Here is an 18,703-nt window from a genome sequence, read left to right on the forward strand (position 1 = left end):
AAACGGGTTTCTTTGCTTATTTTTTTGCTTTTTTCGCATATTTCTTTGGGTTTGAAGATTTATTCTTCGATTTTGGATATTTTTTATCCGTTTTATGTTGTTCTACAGGGCGATTCTCTGCTTCTACAATGTTACCACCAATCACTTCGCGTTTATGAACCTTAATGCCTTGCTCCTTCGCAAATTGCTTTAAGACACGCTCTTCGCGTGGTGTCACAATGGAAATAACCGTACCGCTTGCGCCTGCTCGTCCTGTTCGTCCAGAGCGATGCACGTATTGATTAACGTCTAACGGAAAATCAACATGAATGACGTGTGATAATCCTTTAATATCTAATCCACGCGCTGCTACATCAGTCGCAAGAAGCAGTGGATATTTACCTTCACGGAATTTACGAATTGCTGCTACACGCTCTTCCTTCTTCACTTCACTGTGTAGAGCCCCTACATCGATCCCACGGTAAGCAAGCTTTTCTGTTAAGACAGAAAGACTTCCAATATCTTTGACAAACCCAAGTGCTGTTAGCTTGCCGGTATTCATAATACGACGAAGTACTTCCATTTTATCACGGTGCTCTGCTACAACGTAAAGATGCTCCACTTTCGCTTTTGCCTCTTCACTTTGTTTTACCTTTAGTACTTCCGGATCATTCATCATGCTCCGTGCAAGCTTTTCAGTATGATCAGGTAACGTTGCCGAAAATAATACGACCTGTCTCTCTGCAAGCGCTGATTTGACAATCATCTCGACCGTACCCTGGTGCTCTGGCACTAACAGATTGTCTCCCTCATCTAACACAATCGTTTTTACCTCATGCATTTTGATCTTTTTCAGCTTGATCAACTCTTGGATACGTCCTGGCGTTCCTACAACGATTTGCGGGCGTTTTTTAAGCTTTTCTAGCTGACGCTTTACATTCACTCCACCAATAAAGGAAGCAACGCCTATTGAGCTTCCCTCTGCCCACGTTTGGACTTCACTTAGTATTTGCATAACAAGCTCACGTGAAGGAGCTAAAATAACCGCCTGAATATGAGTATTTGTAGAATCAATATTTTGAAGAAGGGGCATTACGTATGCTAACGTCTTCCCCGTACCCGTTGGAGATTCTGCAATTACATCCTTTTTATCTACTAGTAAAGGCACTGCCTTTTCCTGAATTGATGTTGGATTTTCAAACCCTGACTTTTGCCATACCTTTTGTAAAAAAGGCTTCATTTCTTTAAAAAATGACCATTGAACTGTCATAGTGTTCTCCTTTTTAACTAATTTACTCCGCTCTCTTTTTGTAAGAAAACAATAGTTTTATGATAGAGCATATAGTAGGCGTAATCTACCCATTTTTAAAATAAACTTAAAAGATTTTTTTAGTATTTCCGTTTCTTTACCTTTTATAAGCATCACTAGGCGATCCTTCTAATTTCTTCTATTATCTTTGGCTCACACTTTTACGATTAAATTTCTAGCATTTTGTTCATAATGTGTAATACATTTCATAGATTTTAATAAGAGATTTTTTCACAGATTCTACATCATCTCGAATCCGTCACCTTATAAAAGAAGATTAGAAAGAAGGAAGGTATTAAGATGATTGCATTTTTACCATGTGGTTGCACAACTAACCCCTTAATTGATGTTTCGTTAACAAAGCTATTAGCATTTTTGGATAAAGATTATGTTGTACTAGTGGATCATTTTCCACAGCAGCAGAAACCTTCTCTCTCAATGCTTTATAAAGAAGGAAACGGAACATATGCACATTTAATGCTTGAGGAAAATGGAGAAGTTCACGACGTAGAGTTGCTTACTAGAAGAGAAGTAGATCTATTATTAATCAAATTATTATTAGAAAAGAGACTTCAAGGATTCTCTTATGTTACAGGATCTGTAATATTTAAAGATAAAGTCATTTCGCTTCATTGTCAAACCGAAAAATGTAACAATGTCTTCTTTGTAGACTGGTAAAATGCAAAAAATCGGTGCCATTAGGTACCGATTTTTGGGTTATTTTGCTCATAATATAGTTCCCCTTTGTTACAAAAACAAACTTTTCTACTATTTTTGTAATATAAAAGGCACCTTTTTGAAATATGTTTGTCATATTTAACTGGTAATATATACATCAGTTAGATAAAAAAAGGGGAATTAAACCAATGAAAAAACTTTTATTATCGCTAAGTGCTACTATCATCCTATCACTTGGGATTTCAAGTGCAGCACTTGCAGATACGTACAAGGTAAAGTCTGGAGATACTTTATGGGGTGTTTCAAAAAAATATCATGTAACAGTCAACCAGCTAAAACAATGGAATAAGCTTTCCTCTGATTCTTTGAGAGTGAACCAAGTTTTAACGGTATCACCTACAACTACTACTAAACCTACTACTAAATCTAAAACAGTTGCTCCTGCAGTAAAAAAGGAGATCTCGGTAACAGCTACCGCATATACAGCAAGTTGTAAAGGTTGCAGCGGCATTACAGCAACAGGAGTCAATTTAAAAAAGAATCCAAATGCTAAAGTAATTTCCGTTGATCCAAAAGTTATTCCATTAGGAACAAAAGTGTACGTGCCTGGTTATGGCTATGCAATCGCAGCAGATAAAGGTCATGCCATGAAGGGCGGAAAAATCGATGTATTCTTTTCAAGTAAAACGAAGGCCTACCAATGGGGAGTTCGTAAAGTAAAGATTCAAATATTGAAATAGTATACATACGAAGACCCTCGCTACAAGAGTAGCGAGGGTCTTTTTCGTTATAAGAAAGCCGAACCTACCTTCCTACCCCATTATTTACACAAAAAAATAGCACCGAACCTATTGTTCGGTGCTTCAACATTTATTTGTATTGGGGGAATACGTTACTAGCATTGCCCCAACCTCTATCTTTTATACATGTCATTTATTTTTTTAATAGCATGTACAATACTTTTGCTGATTCTGCACGTTTTGCTGTGTTAAACGGCTTGAATTGGTCACCGAATCCGTCTACATAGCCAAGCTCATATGCAACTTCAATCGCGTCTTTCATTTCTGGTTTAAGCGTTGATGTATCTTTGAACACGTCTTTTGTAGGTGCCGGTACGCTACCGTTTTTCACTTTGTATGCTCTCATTAGCATCGTCATCATTTCAGCGCGTGTAATTGGCGCATACGGTGCAAACGTCTTAGCTGTACGACCTACTACAATTCCTGATGATACGGCTGCTGCTACTTCTTTTTGAACTTGCTCAGATAGCTTAGCTGTATCTTTGAAATCGGTTGTTTTATCTGTTTTGATGTTCAATGCACGCACAAGTAATGAAGCGAACTGTGAGCGAGAAAGTTCTTTGTCTGGCGAGAACATCGTATCAGACGTTCCTTTGATAATGTTCTTGAAGTATAGATCATTAATATAGTCATGAGCCCAGTGATTGTCCGCTACATCTTTAAATGGAAGAGAAAGCGTTACTTCTGAAATACGACCTTCTGCTTTGTATGAAATAGGTTGCTTCAGTGATTTTACATATTCAACCGTTGCTTCTAAATCAGATGGCCCTACTTCCATGTTTTCGCCTAGCTCTGCAATACGATATGTTGGGTTACCGTACATATAGTTATTCACAACGACAGAATACGTTTTCTTTTTATCAATTTTTGATCCGTCTGGTAAAAAGATGTCTACGACTTTGTTTGTTTGACTGCTCCACGTATACTTAAATCCACCTACGCTCACATCAAGACCCTTAACAGGATCGATTTGTGCATTTAAGATATCCTCTAAATCCTGACCCGTTACGTCTACTTTTGCTAGCGTATTACCAAATGGCTGAACAGAGAATAGCTCACCCCATGTAATTGGACCCGCGTTCACACTCGCACGAATTCCTCCGCCGTTCATTAAAGCGAAATCAGCTTTCATGTTTTCCTTCATGCCATCGGCAATTAAATTACCTAGCGAGTTATCCCCAACAGGACCTTTTTGCGCGTACTTCCCTGATAGTTCAACAGCTGACTCTCCGACAACCTGTTCTTTAACCGGCTTTACTTTTTCCTCGTACTTATCCACAATCGCTTGGACTTTTGGATCTGGCGTGTATTTACTTTGAATAACCGTCACCACATCTGCACTTTTCTTCACGATGTCATGAGTCGTAGGATCAATTTCTAGATCTACATCTGAGAAAGCTGTTCCGTAAGAATACGCTTGTACAATTAGCTTGTTATCAACGACTTTATTTACGCCTACATGGTTGTGAGCCGCAAAAATCACGTCAACCTCATCGTCTACTTTTTCAGCTATTTTAGAAGCATCAAATGACGCATTATCTGTAGTATTAGTTGTTGGGTTGTGAGCCAATACAACGATTGACTTAATGCCTTTTTCTTTTAACTCTTTCGTATATTTGTTGATTGCTTCTGCTTCATCAGTAAAAGCAAGATTTTCATTCCCTTTTTGAACGATCATATAAGGAGTTTCTTGAGTCACTACGCCAATAAAACCAATTTTCTCTCCGCCTACTTCTTTGATCGTATACGGATCTAACATTAGCTTACCAGTATCTTTGTACACTACGTTTGCTGCTACTACTGGGAATCCTGTTCCTGTGTAGTCAACGCCTGGAATGCTTTTTCCATCAGGATGATTTCCACCGTTCACCATACGAAGCATTTCCGTTACGCCTTCGTCAAACTCGTGGTTTCCAAGTGTTCCAACAGAGAATCCCATTTCTTTTAAAATCTCAATTGTCGGCTCATCTTGGAAATAAGAAGAAACGAGTGGGCTTCCTCCTACCATATCTCCAGCTTCGACAAGTAGCGTGTTCGGATTTTCTGCTTGATGCTGTTTAATCGCAGCTGCCGTGTAAGCAATTCCACCGATTGGTGTTTCCTTCACGCCATCTTTATCTAAGTCAAGCTTATCAGAGTAATCCATTTGACCATGGAAGTCGTTTAAGCCAAGTAACTGTACCTTAATATTTTGCGTTTCTGCTTTTGCAAAGTCATTGCTAAATGGCGCAGCAAATGCACCTAGTGATAAAGCTGATGCTAATGATAGACTAACTATTGGTTTGAAGACGTTTTTTCTCATTCGTAAGATAGACCCCTTTTCATAATTATCATTTTTTCTAAAAATTTTAAATTATGTTACCCAATGAGAATAATATCACATTTTTGCAAATTTTTTGTGTTTATTTTGTAACTTTTTTAATAAAAAAGGGATAAAAAAGGACATTTTAGCATAAAATAATCTCTTTATTCGTCCTTTTCATTCTAATAGGTTATACAATTCTTCTCTTTTTTCTTCTAGTAGCTGCTGTTTTTCATAAAGACTTTGTAAACTAGATAGCTCTTTTTCCACTAATAGCTGCTGCTGAATAACTTGTAGCGATGCTTCAACCTCTTCAATTTCTTCCTCTACTTTACGCTCTTGAACGATAGGTAGAATTTTCTTCACCTGAGGAATTTTTATTTCTTCTTTTTCGTTTGGCACATGCTTCTCTTCACTTTTACGCTTTTCCTCTAATTTCTGTTTTGCCCACGTATAATTTCCTGCAAACCGGTAGAGCGTGTTGTCTTCTACCCAATAAGTCGTCTCTGAAAGTTTATTTAAAAAGTAGCGATCGTGCGATACAGCGAGAATTGTTCCTTCATAATGTTCTAGCGCATCCTCTAATACTTCTCGTGATTCAATGTCTAAATGGTTCGTCGGCTCATCGAGAATTAAAAGGTTCACGTCTTGATACATAAGCTGTGCTAATCGGAGCCTCATTTTTTCACCGCCGCTCAAATCCTTTACCTTTTGAAAGACGGCATATCCATAAAATAAGAAAGTCGCTAAAATATGACGTGCTTCTCCTTCGGTTACAGACACAATATCACGAAACGCTTCAATGACCGTTTGTGAATCATATGTGGGCTCGATATGCTGTGATAAATATCCGATCTTCACATTACTTCCTCGTTCAATTCGGCCTTTATCAGCCTCATGCTCGTCTAAAATTAATTTGAGTAGCGTGGATTTTCCTGTCCCATTTTTCCCCACTATAATCGCTCGTTCTTGAAATTGAAGGTGCAGATTAACATCTTGTAGCAACACTGTTTGATTAAAACCTTTCTCCACATTCTCCATTCGGATCACGTCTTTTCCACTTCGTGCTCCTTGCTCGAACTGCAGCTTCATTCGTTTCCGTTCAAGCACAGGTCTTTTCAACTGTTCAATCCGATCTAACGCTTTTTGCATGCTTCTTGCTCTTCTATGAAGTCCGGCATTTGGTGGGTTTGCCTGATTTGCCCACTCTTTTAAACGCTTAATTGTTTCCTTCATCTTTTTGATCTTTTTCTGCTGTTCTTGATACGCTTGAAATTCTAGTAGTAGCTTCTCCTCTTTTTCTTTTAAAAACCCAGAGTAGTTATGGTGTGAAACGAACAACTCGCCTTGATCGAGCTCAAAAATTTTCGTGGCCACCTCATCAAGAAAATACCGATCATGAGAAATCACGACAACTGTTCCATCATAGTCGCGTAAAAATTGCTCGAGCCATTCAACCGCATCAATATCCAAATGATTGGTCGGTTCATCTAATAAAAGCAAATCTGGCTGCTGAAGGAGAATGTACGCAAGACCTATCTTTGTTTTTTCGCCACCGCTTAGTGCGCCAAAGGCTTGATCCACAAGCGCTTGAATTTGAAGCCCGTTCACTACCTTTTGAATAGTCGATTCAATTTCATATCCGCCTGAAAGCACGTATTGATCTTGAATTTTACCGTACTCATTCAAAAGCCTTTGCATTGCTTCTTCTGACTGTGAACCTTTCATTTCCTCTTCTAGCGTCTTCATTGCCTCTCCTAGCTTCATTAACTCATGAAAAGCGTTGTGCAAGACATCATTTACTAGTAGGTGATCATCAAATCGCGAAATTTGTGCTAAATGACCAATTTTCAACCCCTTTTTGAGGTGGCGCTGTCCTTTATCCGCTTGTTCAATCCCTGCTAAAATATGAAAAATCGTTGTCTTTCCACTCCCATTTTGCCCAACTAGGCCAATGCGATCTGAGGCATGTATTTCAAAGGATAACTCCTCAAACACAACGGCTCCACCGAACGATTTTGTTATACGATCAAATGCACTAATAATCATGTTTTACCATTCCTTTCGATCTCAATATGTGAACACTCTTTTCCACTATTGATGAATCTGTTGATATTATTTATTTGTAAATAGCAAAAAAAGCCGCAGATAGAAAATATCTATCCGCGGCTTTCCATACAACCTCAACAAAAAAAGAGAGCGAAAAAGCTCTCTCTTTGTAAGACCATAAAAATAGTGGATAAAGAGATTTCTTATCGTTTTATTTCCAATATGGAGTTTCTAAAAAAGGGCAGACTGATCCCGTTACGAACTCCAGCATGAAAAATTGCGCGACAAATGTACATAAATTCTAACCATTGTTCACGCAGTACAGTAAAACGATTCATCTCTTTTCCACCTCCTTCGACTATAATTATACAAATTGTACCATACTATATTTTTATTATCCAGATAATTCAATGTTTTCACCAAACAAAAAAGAACTCTATCACGCAATAAAGTTCTTCTGTGTATGTATATCTAAAAGCTACTATCACGAACCATAAGCTGAGAGGCTACAAATACCTTTTTAGCAATTTTTCGTTCATTAATTCGCTCCATTAAAAGGTCAATGGCCGTTTCACCCATTAATTCTGTATGAATTTTTACTGTACTCAAAGCAGGGAAGACATATTTAGATACGCTAATATCGTTCACACCAATAACATTAACGCGATCTGGGACCGATATACGCGCTTCATGGAGCGCTTTTAAACAACCAATAGCCATTGGATCATTTCCGGCAAAAAAAGCAGTCGGCAGGTCGTCACCGTGCTCTTCAATCGCTTGTTTCATAAGTCGATATCCATCATCTACAGTAAACGAACCAACATAGAAGGAAGATGAATCAAACATTTCAAGTTGCTTTAAATATTGTTCAAATACTTCCGATCTCATATCATCGATTTTGGCAGAGTGATCTTTAAATTCCTCTCTTCCACCAATAAAACCAATACGTTTATGGCCATTATCAATGAAATAGTCAATTACTTGTCTAGTTGCTTTCGTAAAATCTACCACAACACTATCAAAACGATCATCATCAGGATTTGAATCCACAAATACGATATGTTCGCTTACTTCTTCAAGTTGCTTTACTTGTGAACTACTAAACTTTCCAATGGCAATAATACCTTGAATGTTTTCTTGTTCAATGCCCTGCAAATCTAGCTGTGAATACTTAACAACCTGAAGGTTATGACACTGACAGCGATCCTCTGCTCCTAGACGAATAGACATATAATACAAGTCATCTAGTTCTTCTTTTTCAGTATGCCAATTGATAATTGCTACCTTCTGTGCCGCTACTCGTTTTGATTGTAGTTTTTTATAGGACAGTGCCTCAGCCACTTGAAATATCTTCTTTTTTGTCTCATCGCTCACTGATAACGTCGTATCATAGTTCAATACGCGAGAAACAGTAGAAATCGAAACTCCCACTTTCGTCGCAATATCTTTAATTGTAGCCATACTTTCCCTCTCCCCTTATTTATCAGCGAAATTCATTACATGAAGTAAAAACCAGCTGCTCTCTTCCAAATGCACTCGTGTTCATGCATATTCTTCACTGATATGACGGGTCATATCAGTGAAGTGAATTTATAAGTTGTTTTTGCCTGATACAATTCATGTTCCTTTACGACAATAGACGGAAAATCTGAATGGTGAATTGCGTCTGGCAGACCTTGTGTTTCTAAACACACGCCAAGGTATGGTCGGGCCTTTACTCCTTGAATTTCAAAGTTTCCTTTTAATTGATTACTTGTATATAATACTACACCCACTTGGTCTGTGGAGACCGTAATTCGTCTTCCGCTCTCTTCATCAGATAAAATAATCGGCTGGTGCTGATCTTTTAGGAAGAATGGATGATCATATCCATTCCCTACTAGTACCGTCTGGGGATGATCAGAGAGAGCACCATCTTTTAGCTTACGGCTTTTTCTAAAATCAAATGGAGTGCCTTCTACCTGTAAGAACTGACCTGTCGGCAGCGATTCTTCATTTAATTCGAGGAAAGAGTCACTGGGGATTTGGACGGTATGATCTAAAACATCGCGAGATACATCGCCGCTCAGGTTAAAGTACGTGTGGTTCGTTACATTTAAAATCGTATCCTTATCAGACGTTCCCTCGTAAGAAAGAGAAAGTTCATTTTCGGTTAGCGTATACGTCACGCTCATGCGAACGTTTCCTGGGTAGCCATCTTCGCCGTCAGATGCGTAATGAAGAAAACGGACGGATACTTCATCTTCACCTTCTGTAAGCTCTGCGCGCCAAATGACATGACTGAATCCTGTAATTCCACCATGGATGTGGTTCTCACCATCATTTTTTGCTAGATGATAGGGTTTACCGTTTAGTTCAAATTCCCCTGCTTTAATACGCCCTGCTACCGGTCCTACAATCGCACCAAAGTAAGGAGAATGCTCCACATAATCATCGATATGATCGAATCCTAATACAATGTTTTCTCCTTTGCCTTCTCGATTTGGCATAATCAGTTTTTGAATAACGCAGCCATAGTCTAGGCACGTCACAGAAACTCCCTTATTATTCGTTAACGTGTAAGCATGCACTTCGTTTCCATCTAATGTTCCAAAAAGAGTTTGATCAATTTTCATGGCTTCCACTTCCTTTTTTATTCATTGGGTCAGCTAATGCAACATTAGCTGACCCTTTCTCTTACTGATTTAGACTGTTAATGAAGCGTTTAAACCCATCTTGACCTTTTTCATCTCTTTTAAAGACACCAGCATCTTGCAACACGCGTAAAAACTTCATTCCAAGTTCTTTTCGGACAATTTCGCCTACCGTCCTTTTGCTCAGCGTTGACGCGTATGTTTCACGCAATTGATCGGCCCATTCTTTGTGGTATGCAGCTAATTCGTTCGATTCATTGAGAAGATATCTTTCTACTTCTAAAAGCTCCTCTTTTAATCGAGCGGGTAATACCGCTAACCCCATCACTTCGATCAGGCCGATATTTTCTTTTTTAATATGCTGCACATCTTGATGAGGATGAAAAATGCCAAGCGGATGTTCCGCGTTTGTACGGTTATTGCGTAAAACGAGATCCACTTCGTACACACCATCGCGCTGTCTAGCAATTGGTGTAATTGTATTGTGTCTCGTTTGCCCCGTATGAGAATGAATATTTACGTCTTCATCCTGATATTTTATCCAGCTGTCTAAAATAAATGTAGAAGCCTCTACGAGAGATTCCTTCTCTTTTCCTTTTAAACGAATCACGGACATTGGCCATTTCACGATCGCTCCCGTAACATCGGCGTAACCGTTTAAGGTGAAGGAGAATTCCTCTGGTGCTTTTGCCATAGCAAATTCATAGTTACCACCTTGATAATGATCATGAGTGAGAATAGAACCACCTACGATCGGTAAGTCCGCGTTCGATCCTACAAAATAGTGTGGTACTTTTTCAACAAAGGTAAGTAACCGACGAAATGCCGATTCATCGATTTTCATATCTCGATGCTCACCAGATAAAAGAATGCAGTGCTCATTGTAGTAAACATACGGTGAGTACTGTAAGAACCATTGTTCATCCGTAAGCTCCATACGAATCATACGGTGATTTGAGCGTGCTGGATGACCAATTCTTCCCTCGTATCCTTCATTTTCTACACATAACAAACACTTCGGATAGCCAACAGATGGGTTACTCTTCGCCTTTTCTTTTTCTAACGCAATCTGCTTCGGATCTTTTTCAGGCTTTGAGAGGTTGATTGTAATATCCAGCTCCCCAAACTCTGTCTCCACCTGATAGCTAATATTCTTCTCAATACGCTTTGTTTGAATATAATTGCTATCTTGGCTTAGTTGATAAAAATAGTCCGTCGCTAGTGAAGGTGATTGTGCATATTTCTGATAAAAGGTTTGGTTTACCTCAGAAGGCTTTGAAATGAAAATATTCATCACATTACTTCCGAATATTTCTTTCTCATCTAATAAATCATCGATAATTCCTTTATCTAGAGCGTACTGCGTTAGTTCTTCTAACAGATCTGGAATGGATTTTTCTTCTGTTACAGGTTCTTCTACAAAATCTTGGAGATGAAGGGCTGCAGCCACTTGATTTCTAGCATATATCTCATCTTCTCTCTGAATTAATTGCTTTTTAATAGCAGCGTTCACTAGCTGTGTAATAGATGTATATATACTCATGTGATTTCCTCCTTAATCTTCGTAGCCATTTGGATGATTTTCATGCCAATTCCATGCTGTTTGAATGATATTACGGATGTCTGTACGCTTCGGCTCCCATCCTAGTACCTCTTTTGCTTTCGCAGAGGACGCAATAAGTTTACTCGGATCGCCTGCTCTTCTTTCACCGATTTTTGCGGGAATATCATGTGCCGTTACTTCTCGAGATGTTTCCACAATTTCTTTAACTGAGAAGCCTTGACTACTTCCTAAATTAAAGACGTTGCTTTCGCCGCCCTTTTGTAAGTATTGAAGTGCTAAAATATGTGCATCAATTAGGTCCGCCACGTGGATATAATCACGGATACACGTGCCATCTGGCGTATCGTAATCTTCTCCGAAAATCGTAATATGCTCGCGTTGACCAAGCGCTACTTGTAAAACGACAGGAATTAAATGCGTTTCCGGTGAATGATCTTCACCGATTTCTCCCGTTTCTCTTGCTCCCGCTACGTTAAAATAACGAAGTGACACAAACTTTGTACCGTATGCTTCGTCACACCATCTCATCATTTTTTCCATTGTAAGCTTCGTTTCACCGTACGTATTTGTTGGAACAGTCGGCATTTTCTCCGTAATTGGCACGACTTCTGGCTCACCATATGTAGCAGCTGTAGACGAGAAGACGATATTTCTTACAGAAAATTCATTCATAATTTCCAATAAGACTTGTGTTCCGTATACGTTGTTATCGAAATATTTTAACGGCTCAGTCATTGATTCACCAACCAATGAATTAGCTGCAAAATGAATAACGCCGTCAATCGTTTCTTTTGTAAACACGCTTCTTAGAAATTCACGGTCGCGAATATCTCCTTCATAAAAAGAAGCTTTTGGATGAATTGCTTTTTTATGACCCGTCTGAAGGTTATCGACTACAACAACGTCATAGCCTCCATCAATTAATTGATACACGGCATGTGACCCGATATATCCTGCTCCACCTAATACTAAAATACTCATTACATCGCCACCTCTGTTTTCTTCACTTCTCTTGCTCCGTCACCGACACTTGCTACATAAAACGTTGCATCATAACCAATAGCTGTGCGGTACTGATGTCCAACTTCTTCGATGAATTGATCTACTTCGGCATTTTCTACAATAGCAATGGCACATCCGCCAAAGCCTGCTCCTGTCATACGAGCCCCTAAAACCCCTGGCTGCTCCCATGCTACTGAAACAAGTGTATCAAGCTCAATACCCGTTACCTCGTAATCATCTCGTAGTGAAATATGTGATTCATTCATTAGTTTACCAAACTTATCTAGGTTACCGTTTCTAAGTGCTTCACTCGCTTTTAGCGTACGCTGATTTTCATATACAGCATGGCGTGCTCTTCTTTGTAAAACGTCACTCGTAATCACATGCTTGTGCGCTTCAAATGCTGCTTCGGTTAATTCACCGAGCGTTGATACGCTAATATCTGACTGAAGTTGTGCAAGCGCTTGTTCACACTCATTCCGACGCTCATTATACTTCGAGTCCGCTAGCTCACGACGCTTGTTTGTATTCATAATAATAATTTTATGATCTTTTAAATGAATAGGCGCATATTCAAACTTTAACGTATTGCAATCTAATAAAATCGCATGATTCGCCTTTCCCATTCCGATTGCGAACTGGTCCATAATCCCACTGTTTACACCGATAAATTCATTTTCAACGCGTTTTCCCGTTTTCACAAGCTCAAGACGATTAATGGTCAGATTAAAAATCCCTTCCAACACAACGCCTGTCGCTAGTTCAATAGAAGCGGAAGACGAAAGCCCAGCTCCATTTGGAATATTGCCGTAGAAAAGAATATCCATTCCAGTAGAAATGTTGTAGCCTTGCTCTTTTAAGTAACGAATCATCCCCTTCGGATAATTCGCCCAGTCGTGCTCTTTTCGATAGTCAAGGTGGTCAATTGAAAACTCCATGATTCCTTTATCAGGGAAATTTAATGAATATAATCGAATAAGGGCATCGTTACGTTCTTTTGCAATAGCTGCCGTTCCAAACGTAATGGCACATGGAAATACGTTCCCACCGTTGTAGTCCGTATGTTCTCCAATTAAGTTAATGCGTCCTGGTGAAAAAAATACGCGGTAATCAGCTCGCTGAAAAATTTGTTTAAATTGAATGACTAACTCATGATAATTCATCAATAGTTCCCTCCTCTGACATTTCGAAAAAGCGGCATTCGTACGGTTGAAGTACCTTATTTTTGAACGTAACTTCATGACCATTATGATTGATGACAATGATGTAGTTTGTTGTTCCGTCAGTTCTTCTCACTGCCTCAACGCCTGGCTCTGTTTGGATGTTTTGAAGGCCTTGATCTTGAGCAATATCTTTCGCAAGATCTACTAACGCATCTAATTCTAGACCGCCTCCTACGTAGTACGCTTTTCCTTCACCAAATTGATTTTCTGTTACACACGCATATTCTTTATAAAAATGATCCGTATAATGATAAAGCGTTTGAGCTGTTGTTGGTCGAACAATATCTCTCCATACTTTACAAGTACTTTCTTCTCCATCTGTCGTTACGACTGTAACCTGCTGGCCGTCATGTAGAGATTCTGATTCTTCTACTTGAATTCCTAATAGAGGTGATAGTTTACCTGGAATCGTTTCCCCTAGAATAAGGTTGTTTTGTTTGTTTTTTACGCCAGCTCGATAAGACATGATGACGGTACCGCCCGCTTTTGTAAATTCCTCTAAGCGTCTTACTAGCTCTTCATCGATCACTTTCATTACTGGTAAAATGACCACTTTATATGTTGAGAAATCGTGATCGTATCTTAGTACATCGATTGCAATGTTTTGACGGTAAAACGGTTCGTACATACGAACAAGCTCGTTCATAAATTGAAACTGTGAACTCTCTCGCTGAATGCGCCATGCCCATATGTTATCGAAATCATATAAAACCGCTACGTCAGCTTGAATAGGCGCATCAAACAGATCTTCATATTGACTAATGTGATTAAAAAAGCTTTTTACCTCATGAAACTTTCTTGTCTTTTGATTGTTTGCATCTAAAATTCCTAGACAGTACTGCTCCGCTCCGCGATTCATTCCTCTCCAGCGGAAATAAAGCATGTTGTTACATCCGTGAGCAAATGCATGATACGACCATGCCTTCGCTTGGTTAGGACGCGGAAGGTAGCCGATAATATCATGCCCCTGTGCACCCATCAGCTGCTCTACGATCCAGAAATTTTGTTTATTTAAGCCGCGAACAAAATCCAATGTGGCTGATAGCTCCGCGGGTGTAACAGGCTCTTTTAAACCACCCCATACCGGATAGTTATCATAGGATACATAATCGAGCGAGCGAGAAAACTCATTATGATCAAACCATTTATCAAAAAATCCGCCCGGAAGGTTTGTGGTAACAGTTTGATGCTCTCCTTTGAGTTCTCGAACTAGCTCAACGTGCTTTTTCGCAAATTCACTAAGCGACTGTGAACGGAAGCGCGCCCAGTCCAACATCATAGACGGATTATGAACGGTAATGGTCTTTTTCGGAACGGGAATCTCTGAGAAATCATTGTACGTTTGTCCCCAGAAGATCGTTCCCCATACATTGTTTAGCTCATCGACCGTTTCGTATTTTTCTTCTAAAAAGGAGTGAAAGGCTTTCTGACATTGTGAGCAATAGCACATATCGCTTCCCTCATGTCCTAATTCATTATCAATTTGCCAAGCCACAATCGCTTTTTCATGTTGATAATGCGTCACTAATTTCTGAACGATGTTCAAGGAGTATTCTTGATAGACCTCAGAATTATAGCAATACTGTCTGCGGCCACCAAAAGATATTTTTTGACCGTTCTCATCTTCTATTAAAATACTCGGATGCTTTTGAACAAGCCAGGCCGGAAAAGTAGCCGTTGGTGTTCCAAACATTACTTCAATGCCGTACTCTTTAATTTTTTCGATTGCGCGATCAAAGAATGAGAAGTCAATCTTTCCTTCTTCCTTCTCCATCAGATGCCAGGCAAATTCGCCAATGCGTACAAGGTTAACGCCCATTTCTTTCATTCTTGATAAATCACTATCCATCATCTCGATATCCCAGTGTTCTGGGTAATAATCTACGCCTCTATACATGTTGATCCCCCAACTTTACTGTTTTTGTCTCAAATAAAAGATTTGTGCTTGATAATCTCCACCACGTTCAGCTCGATTTCCATTTACCCCGTTAAATTCTACTGGCAACGGCAACCCTATTGCTGTCAATTCATCTCCGTAGAAGGTTTGATCATACCCATCCACCACGTACTCTGCATTTAATTTTAACCCTTGAATACGCAAGGTTTGATTTGTCTTGACCGTTGGTGTTGCTAGTACTTTGTAATAACCAACGAGTACTTCAGTTTGATCCTGACTTACCACTGCCCATGACGTTTCATTTCCTTGGAATGGACTTTTTAAGCGGTAAAAGGAACCATCTCGAATCAGTTTTCGTTGTTCTTTATAGAAAGAGATTTGTTGCTTCACTGCCTCTTTTTCTTCTTCTGATAGCTCTAATGGGTTCAACTCGTACCCAAACGTTCCGAAATATGCAGTAGCCGCTCTTGTTTCAATTGGTGTTTCTCGTAAAGTTTGATGATTCGGTACGGCTGATACGTGAGAACCGATACTATAAATTGGATACGCAAATGACGTTCCGTATTGAATTTTAAGACGCTCAACTGCATCTGTATCATCGCTCGCCCATGCTTGCGGGGCATAATGCAGCAGCGCTGGATCGAATCGCCCTCCACCACCTGCGCATGATTCAAACAATACGTTTGGAAAGGCTTGAGTCAGCTTATCATAAAGTCGATACACACCTAAAATGTAACGATGGAAAAACTCCCCTTGCTGGTCTTCATTTAACTGAGTCGAATACGCTTCTGTAATATAGCGATTCATATCCCACTTAATATAAGAAATTCCTGTTTTTTGAATAATTCCCGCCATCTTCTCATATAAGTACTCCACGATTTCAGGGCGTGAAAAATCAAGAACAAACTGATTTCGTCCAAATGTCATCTCGCGATCAGGAGTTTGAATAGCCCATTCCGGATGCTCCTGAAAAAGCTCACTTCGTAAACTAATCATTTCAGGTTCAAACCACAATCCAAACTGTAACCCGGCTTCATGAACTCTTTGTGACACGCGCTCTAACCCGTTTGGTAGCTTCGCTTTATCTTCCCACCAGTCACCAAGTGATGATGTGTCATTGTCGCGCTTTCCAAACCAGCCATCATCTAGTACAAATAGCTCGATCCCTAGCTTTTGTGATTCTGTCGCGATGTTCACAAGCTTTTCTTCATCAAAATCAAAGTACGTTGCTTCCCAGTTATTAATTAAGATTGGACGCTCCACTTCTCGCCATTGTTTTTTTATAAGATGCGTTCGGTAGACGTTATGAAACGCTTGGCTCATCCCGTTCAATCCTTCAGCTGAATACGTCATAACGACTTCAGGCGATTGGAGCGTTTCTTTACCATTTAGCTTCCATTCAAATCGAAATGGATGAATGCCCATCGTTACACGCGAAACATCGTAATGATCTACTTCCACCTGTGCTAGGAAGTTACTGCTGTATACGAAGTTAAAACCGTATGCCTCACCTGTTTCTTCTGTCGTGAACGGGCGTTTTAATGCTAGAAAGGGGTTGTGATGATGTGAACTAGCGCCTCTAATACTTGAAACTGCTTGAATACCTGTTTCAAGAGGACGTTCTTTAACGTGACGTTCTCTAGACCATGCTCCTGAGAGATGAATCATCGAAAAATCTTTGCCTTCAAAATCAACCGAGGCACTCATTAATCGCTCTACGTAAAATGCTTCTTCACTGTGGTTAATCAGTTGAACGCTTCTTGTGATTACAGGATAGTTCTTAAAAATCGTATAATTTAAGACAAGTTCAGCATCTAGAAGTGAATCCTTTAACACAATTTGTAATGTCTCAGCCTCGTCCTTCTCTGCATAAGTAGCAGGAAGGCCTTCTAATGCTGGTTTTCCTTCAACAAGTCGATAGGAGTGATACTGAAAGTTCGTCACATGGCTTCCATTTAACCTTCGAATACTAACAGCCGGCTCACGGAAATCAGATGTCCCATACGATGGATACTCCTGCTTACTAGTTTCTAGGCTAAACGCTGGATCTTGTTCATACGGATGACAGCTCGCACTTGTTGGATTGTCGTACCGCTGCAAGTGAGAAAAATCTTCCCGATGATGCAGACGCTTTCCATAATGAAGGTGGCCTAATTGACCGTTTTTCATCACGTGAAAAATGTAACTAATCTTCTCATTTGTTAAATGAAACTGCTTTGTTTCTTCATTTACATGTATTAGCACAAAACCACTCCTCATTTAAAACCTCTTTAAAAGTGAGCACTAAGGGGGTGTTGACACTTTTAACTAACACGAGATTTTGTTATTTTCACCATTTCCTAGATCTTTCTAACAACGCATCATGTTCACACTCATCATGCGCTCTAGGGAAATATCTAATAGGTAGGAAGCCATTCAAACTGGTGAATGGCTTTTCCTACGTAATCATTACTAAGCTTCTAATCCCTCTCATCGCCTCCAAACCTACTTCAATGCACTGCCGAGCATACCAGAAATGAAATGCTTTTGAAGAGCAAGGAACACAATAATAATTGGAATCGTTGCAATGGTTACACCTGTCATTACTTGACCATAGTCAATAATGGATAATCCGAATAGGCTTGATAGCGCTACTGGGAATGTGTACATATCGCTTGATGTTGTTGAAACGAGTGGCCACATGAAGTTGTTCCACTGAGTCATAAATAAGAAAATTGCCGTTGCCGCTAAAGCTGGCTTCATGGATGGCAACACAATTCGGAAAAAGATTCGGAATTCACCCGCTCCGTCCAAACGCGCAGATTCTAGCAATTCCGTTGGGAAAGCTAAGAAGTTTTGACGCATTAAGAAGATAGCAAATGGATAACAAAGTTGCGGTACGATCAACGCAAAATACGTATTTAATAGATTGAAATTCGACATCATTTTAAATAGTGGAATAAGCGTTGCTTGATACGGAATCATCATGGAAAGCAAGAAAATCGTAAAAATAAGATTTCTTCCTCGGAACTCAAATTTCGCTAATGCGTAAGCCGCAGATGTACAAATAATGAGCGCAAACACGACGTACAAGACCGAAATAAACAATGAGTTAAAAAGAACCTTTCCAATTCCGATTGAATCATTTAAATTGGTTAAGTTTGTTAGCAACTCTTTGCCTGGTAACAGCGTTGGCGGGTTGCTAAACATTTTACTAGAATGATTGGTTGCACCGATAATCATCCAATAGAAGGGGAAGATTGAAATGATGGTAAAGATCCCGAGCAT

The 18,703-nt window shown here is 39.5% G+C and carries 14 protein-coding genes; 2 read left to right on the plus strand and 12 right to left on the minus strand.

The window, feature by feature from the left end; translation table 11 throughout:
- Positions 1-16 precede the first annotated feature (16 nt).
- Positions 17-1,249 (minus strand): DEAD/DEAH box helicase, encoded by a 1,233-nt coding sequence (locus AMD01_RS19385; RefSeq protein WP_083446634.1) that lies wholly within the window; start codon positions 1,247-1,249, stop codon positions 17-19.
- Positions 1,250-1,588: 339 nt separating this feature from the next.
- Here AMD01_RS19385 and AMD01_RS19390 point away from each other — a divergent pair, with 339 nt between their 5' ends.
- Both AMD01_RS19390 and AMD01_RS19395 read left to right on the plus strand, forming a co-directional pair.
- On the plus strand, positions 1,589-1,966 hold the full coding sequence (locus tag AMD01_RS19390; RefSeq protein WP_053403097.1) for a hypothetical protein: 378 nt from the start codon (positions 1,589-1,591) through the stop codon (positions 1,964-1,966).
- 188 nt (positions 1,967-2,154) lie between these two features.
- The gene (locus tag AMD01_RS19395) at positions 2,155-2,706 is read left to right on the plus strand and encodes a 3D domain-containing protein (protein ID WP_053403098.1); all 552 of its coding nucleotides are present in this window, start codon (positions 2,155-2,157) and stop codon (positions 2,704-2,706) included.
- Positions 2,707-2,899: 193 nt separating this feature from the next.
- Here the strand turns inward: AMD01_RS19395 and AMD01_RS19400 are convergent, their stop codons facing one another.
- The 11 genes from AMD01_RS19400 to AMD01_RS19445 form a co-directional block, all read right to left on the minus strand.
- Positions 2,900-5,068: a 5'-nucleotidase C-terminal domain-containing protein gene (locus AMD01_RS19400; RefSeq protein WP_053403099.1), complete on the minus strand. Its 2,169-nt coding sequence runs from the start codon at positions 5,066-5,068 to the stop codon at positions 2,900-2,902.
- 177 nt (positions 5,069-5,245) lie between these two features.
- Positions 5,246-7,117 (minus strand): ribosomal protection-like ABC-F family protein, encoded by a 1,872-nt coding sequence (gene abc-f / locus AMD01_RS19405; protein ID WP_053403100.1) that lies wholly within the window; start codon positions 7,115-7,117, stop codon positions 5,246-5,248.
- A gap of 203 nt (positions 7,118-7,320) precedes the next feature.
- Positions 7,321-7,455 carry an RAxF-45 family protein gene (locus tag AMD01_RS24985; RefSeq protein ID WP_281176906.1) on the minus strand — a complete coding sequence of 45 codons (135 nt, stop codon included), beginning with the start codon at positions 7,453-7,455 and terminating at the stop codon, positions 7,321-7,323.
- A gap of 133 nt (positions 7,456-7,588) precedes the next feature.
- The gene (locus AMD01_RS19410; protein ID WP_053403101.1) at positions 7,589-8,578 is read right to left on the minus strand and encodes a LacI family DNA-binding transcriptional regulator; all 990 of its coding nucleotides are present in this window, start codon (positions 8,576-8,578) and stop codon (positions 7,589-7,591) included.
- Between the two features lie 110 nt (positions 8,579-8,688).
- Complete coding sequence (locus AMD01_RS19415; RefSeq protein ID WP_053403102.1) at positions 8,689-9,732, minus strand: aldose epimerase family protein; 1,044 nt, start codon at positions 9,730-9,732, stop codon at positions 8,689-8,691.
- Positions 9,733-9,793: 61 nt separating this feature from the next.
- Positions 9,794-11,293 carry a UDP-glucose--hexose-1-phosphate uridylyltransferase gene (gene galT, locus AMD01_RS19420; protein ID WP_053403103.1) on the minus strand — a complete coding sequence of 500 codons (1,500 nt, stop codon included), beginning with the start codon at positions 11,291-11,293 and terminating at the stop codon, positions 9,794-9,796.
- A 12-nt stretch (positions 11,294-11,305) separates the two neighbouring features.
- On the minus strand, positions 11,306-12,295 hold the full coding sequence (gene galE / locus AMD01_RS19425; RefSeq protein WP_053403104.1) for a UDP-glucose 4-epimerase GalE: 990 nt from the start codon (positions 12,293-12,295) through the stop codon (positions 11,306-11,308).
- Entirely contained in the window at positions 12,295-13,479 is a 1,185-nt protein-coding gene (locus AMD01_RS19430; RefSeq protein WP_053403105.1) for a galactokinase, read from the minus strand. The genes galE and AMD01_RS19430 overlap by 1 nt, the downstream gene beginning before the upstream one ends.
- Entirely contained in the window at positions 13,466-15,436 is a 1,971-nt protein-coding gene (locus tag AMD01_RS19435; RefSeq protein ID WP_053403106.1) for a beta-galactosidase, read from the minus strand. The genes AMD01_RS19430 and AMD01_RS19435 overlap by 14 nt, the downstream gene beginning before the upstream one ends.
- Positions 15,437-15,451: 15 nt before the next feature.
- Positions 15,452-17,680 (minus strand): alpha-galactosidase, encoded by a 2,229-nt coding sequence (locus tag AMD01_RS19440; protein ID WP_053403241.1) that lies wholly within the window; start codon positions 17,678-17,680, stop codon positions 15,452-15,454.
- A gap of 240 nt (positions 17,681-17,920) precedes the next feature.
- The gene (locus AMD01_RS19445; protein ID WP_053403242.1) at positions 17,921-18,703 is read right to left on the minus strand and encodes a carbohydrate ABC transporter permease; all 783 of its coding nucleotides are present in this window, start codon (positions 18,701-18,703) and stop codon (positions 17,921-17,923) included.

It is taken from the genome of Priestia koreensis (assembly GCF_001274935.1).
GTDB lineage: Bacteria > Bacillota > Bacilli > Bacillales > Bacillaceae_H > Bacillus_AG > Bacillus_AG koreensis.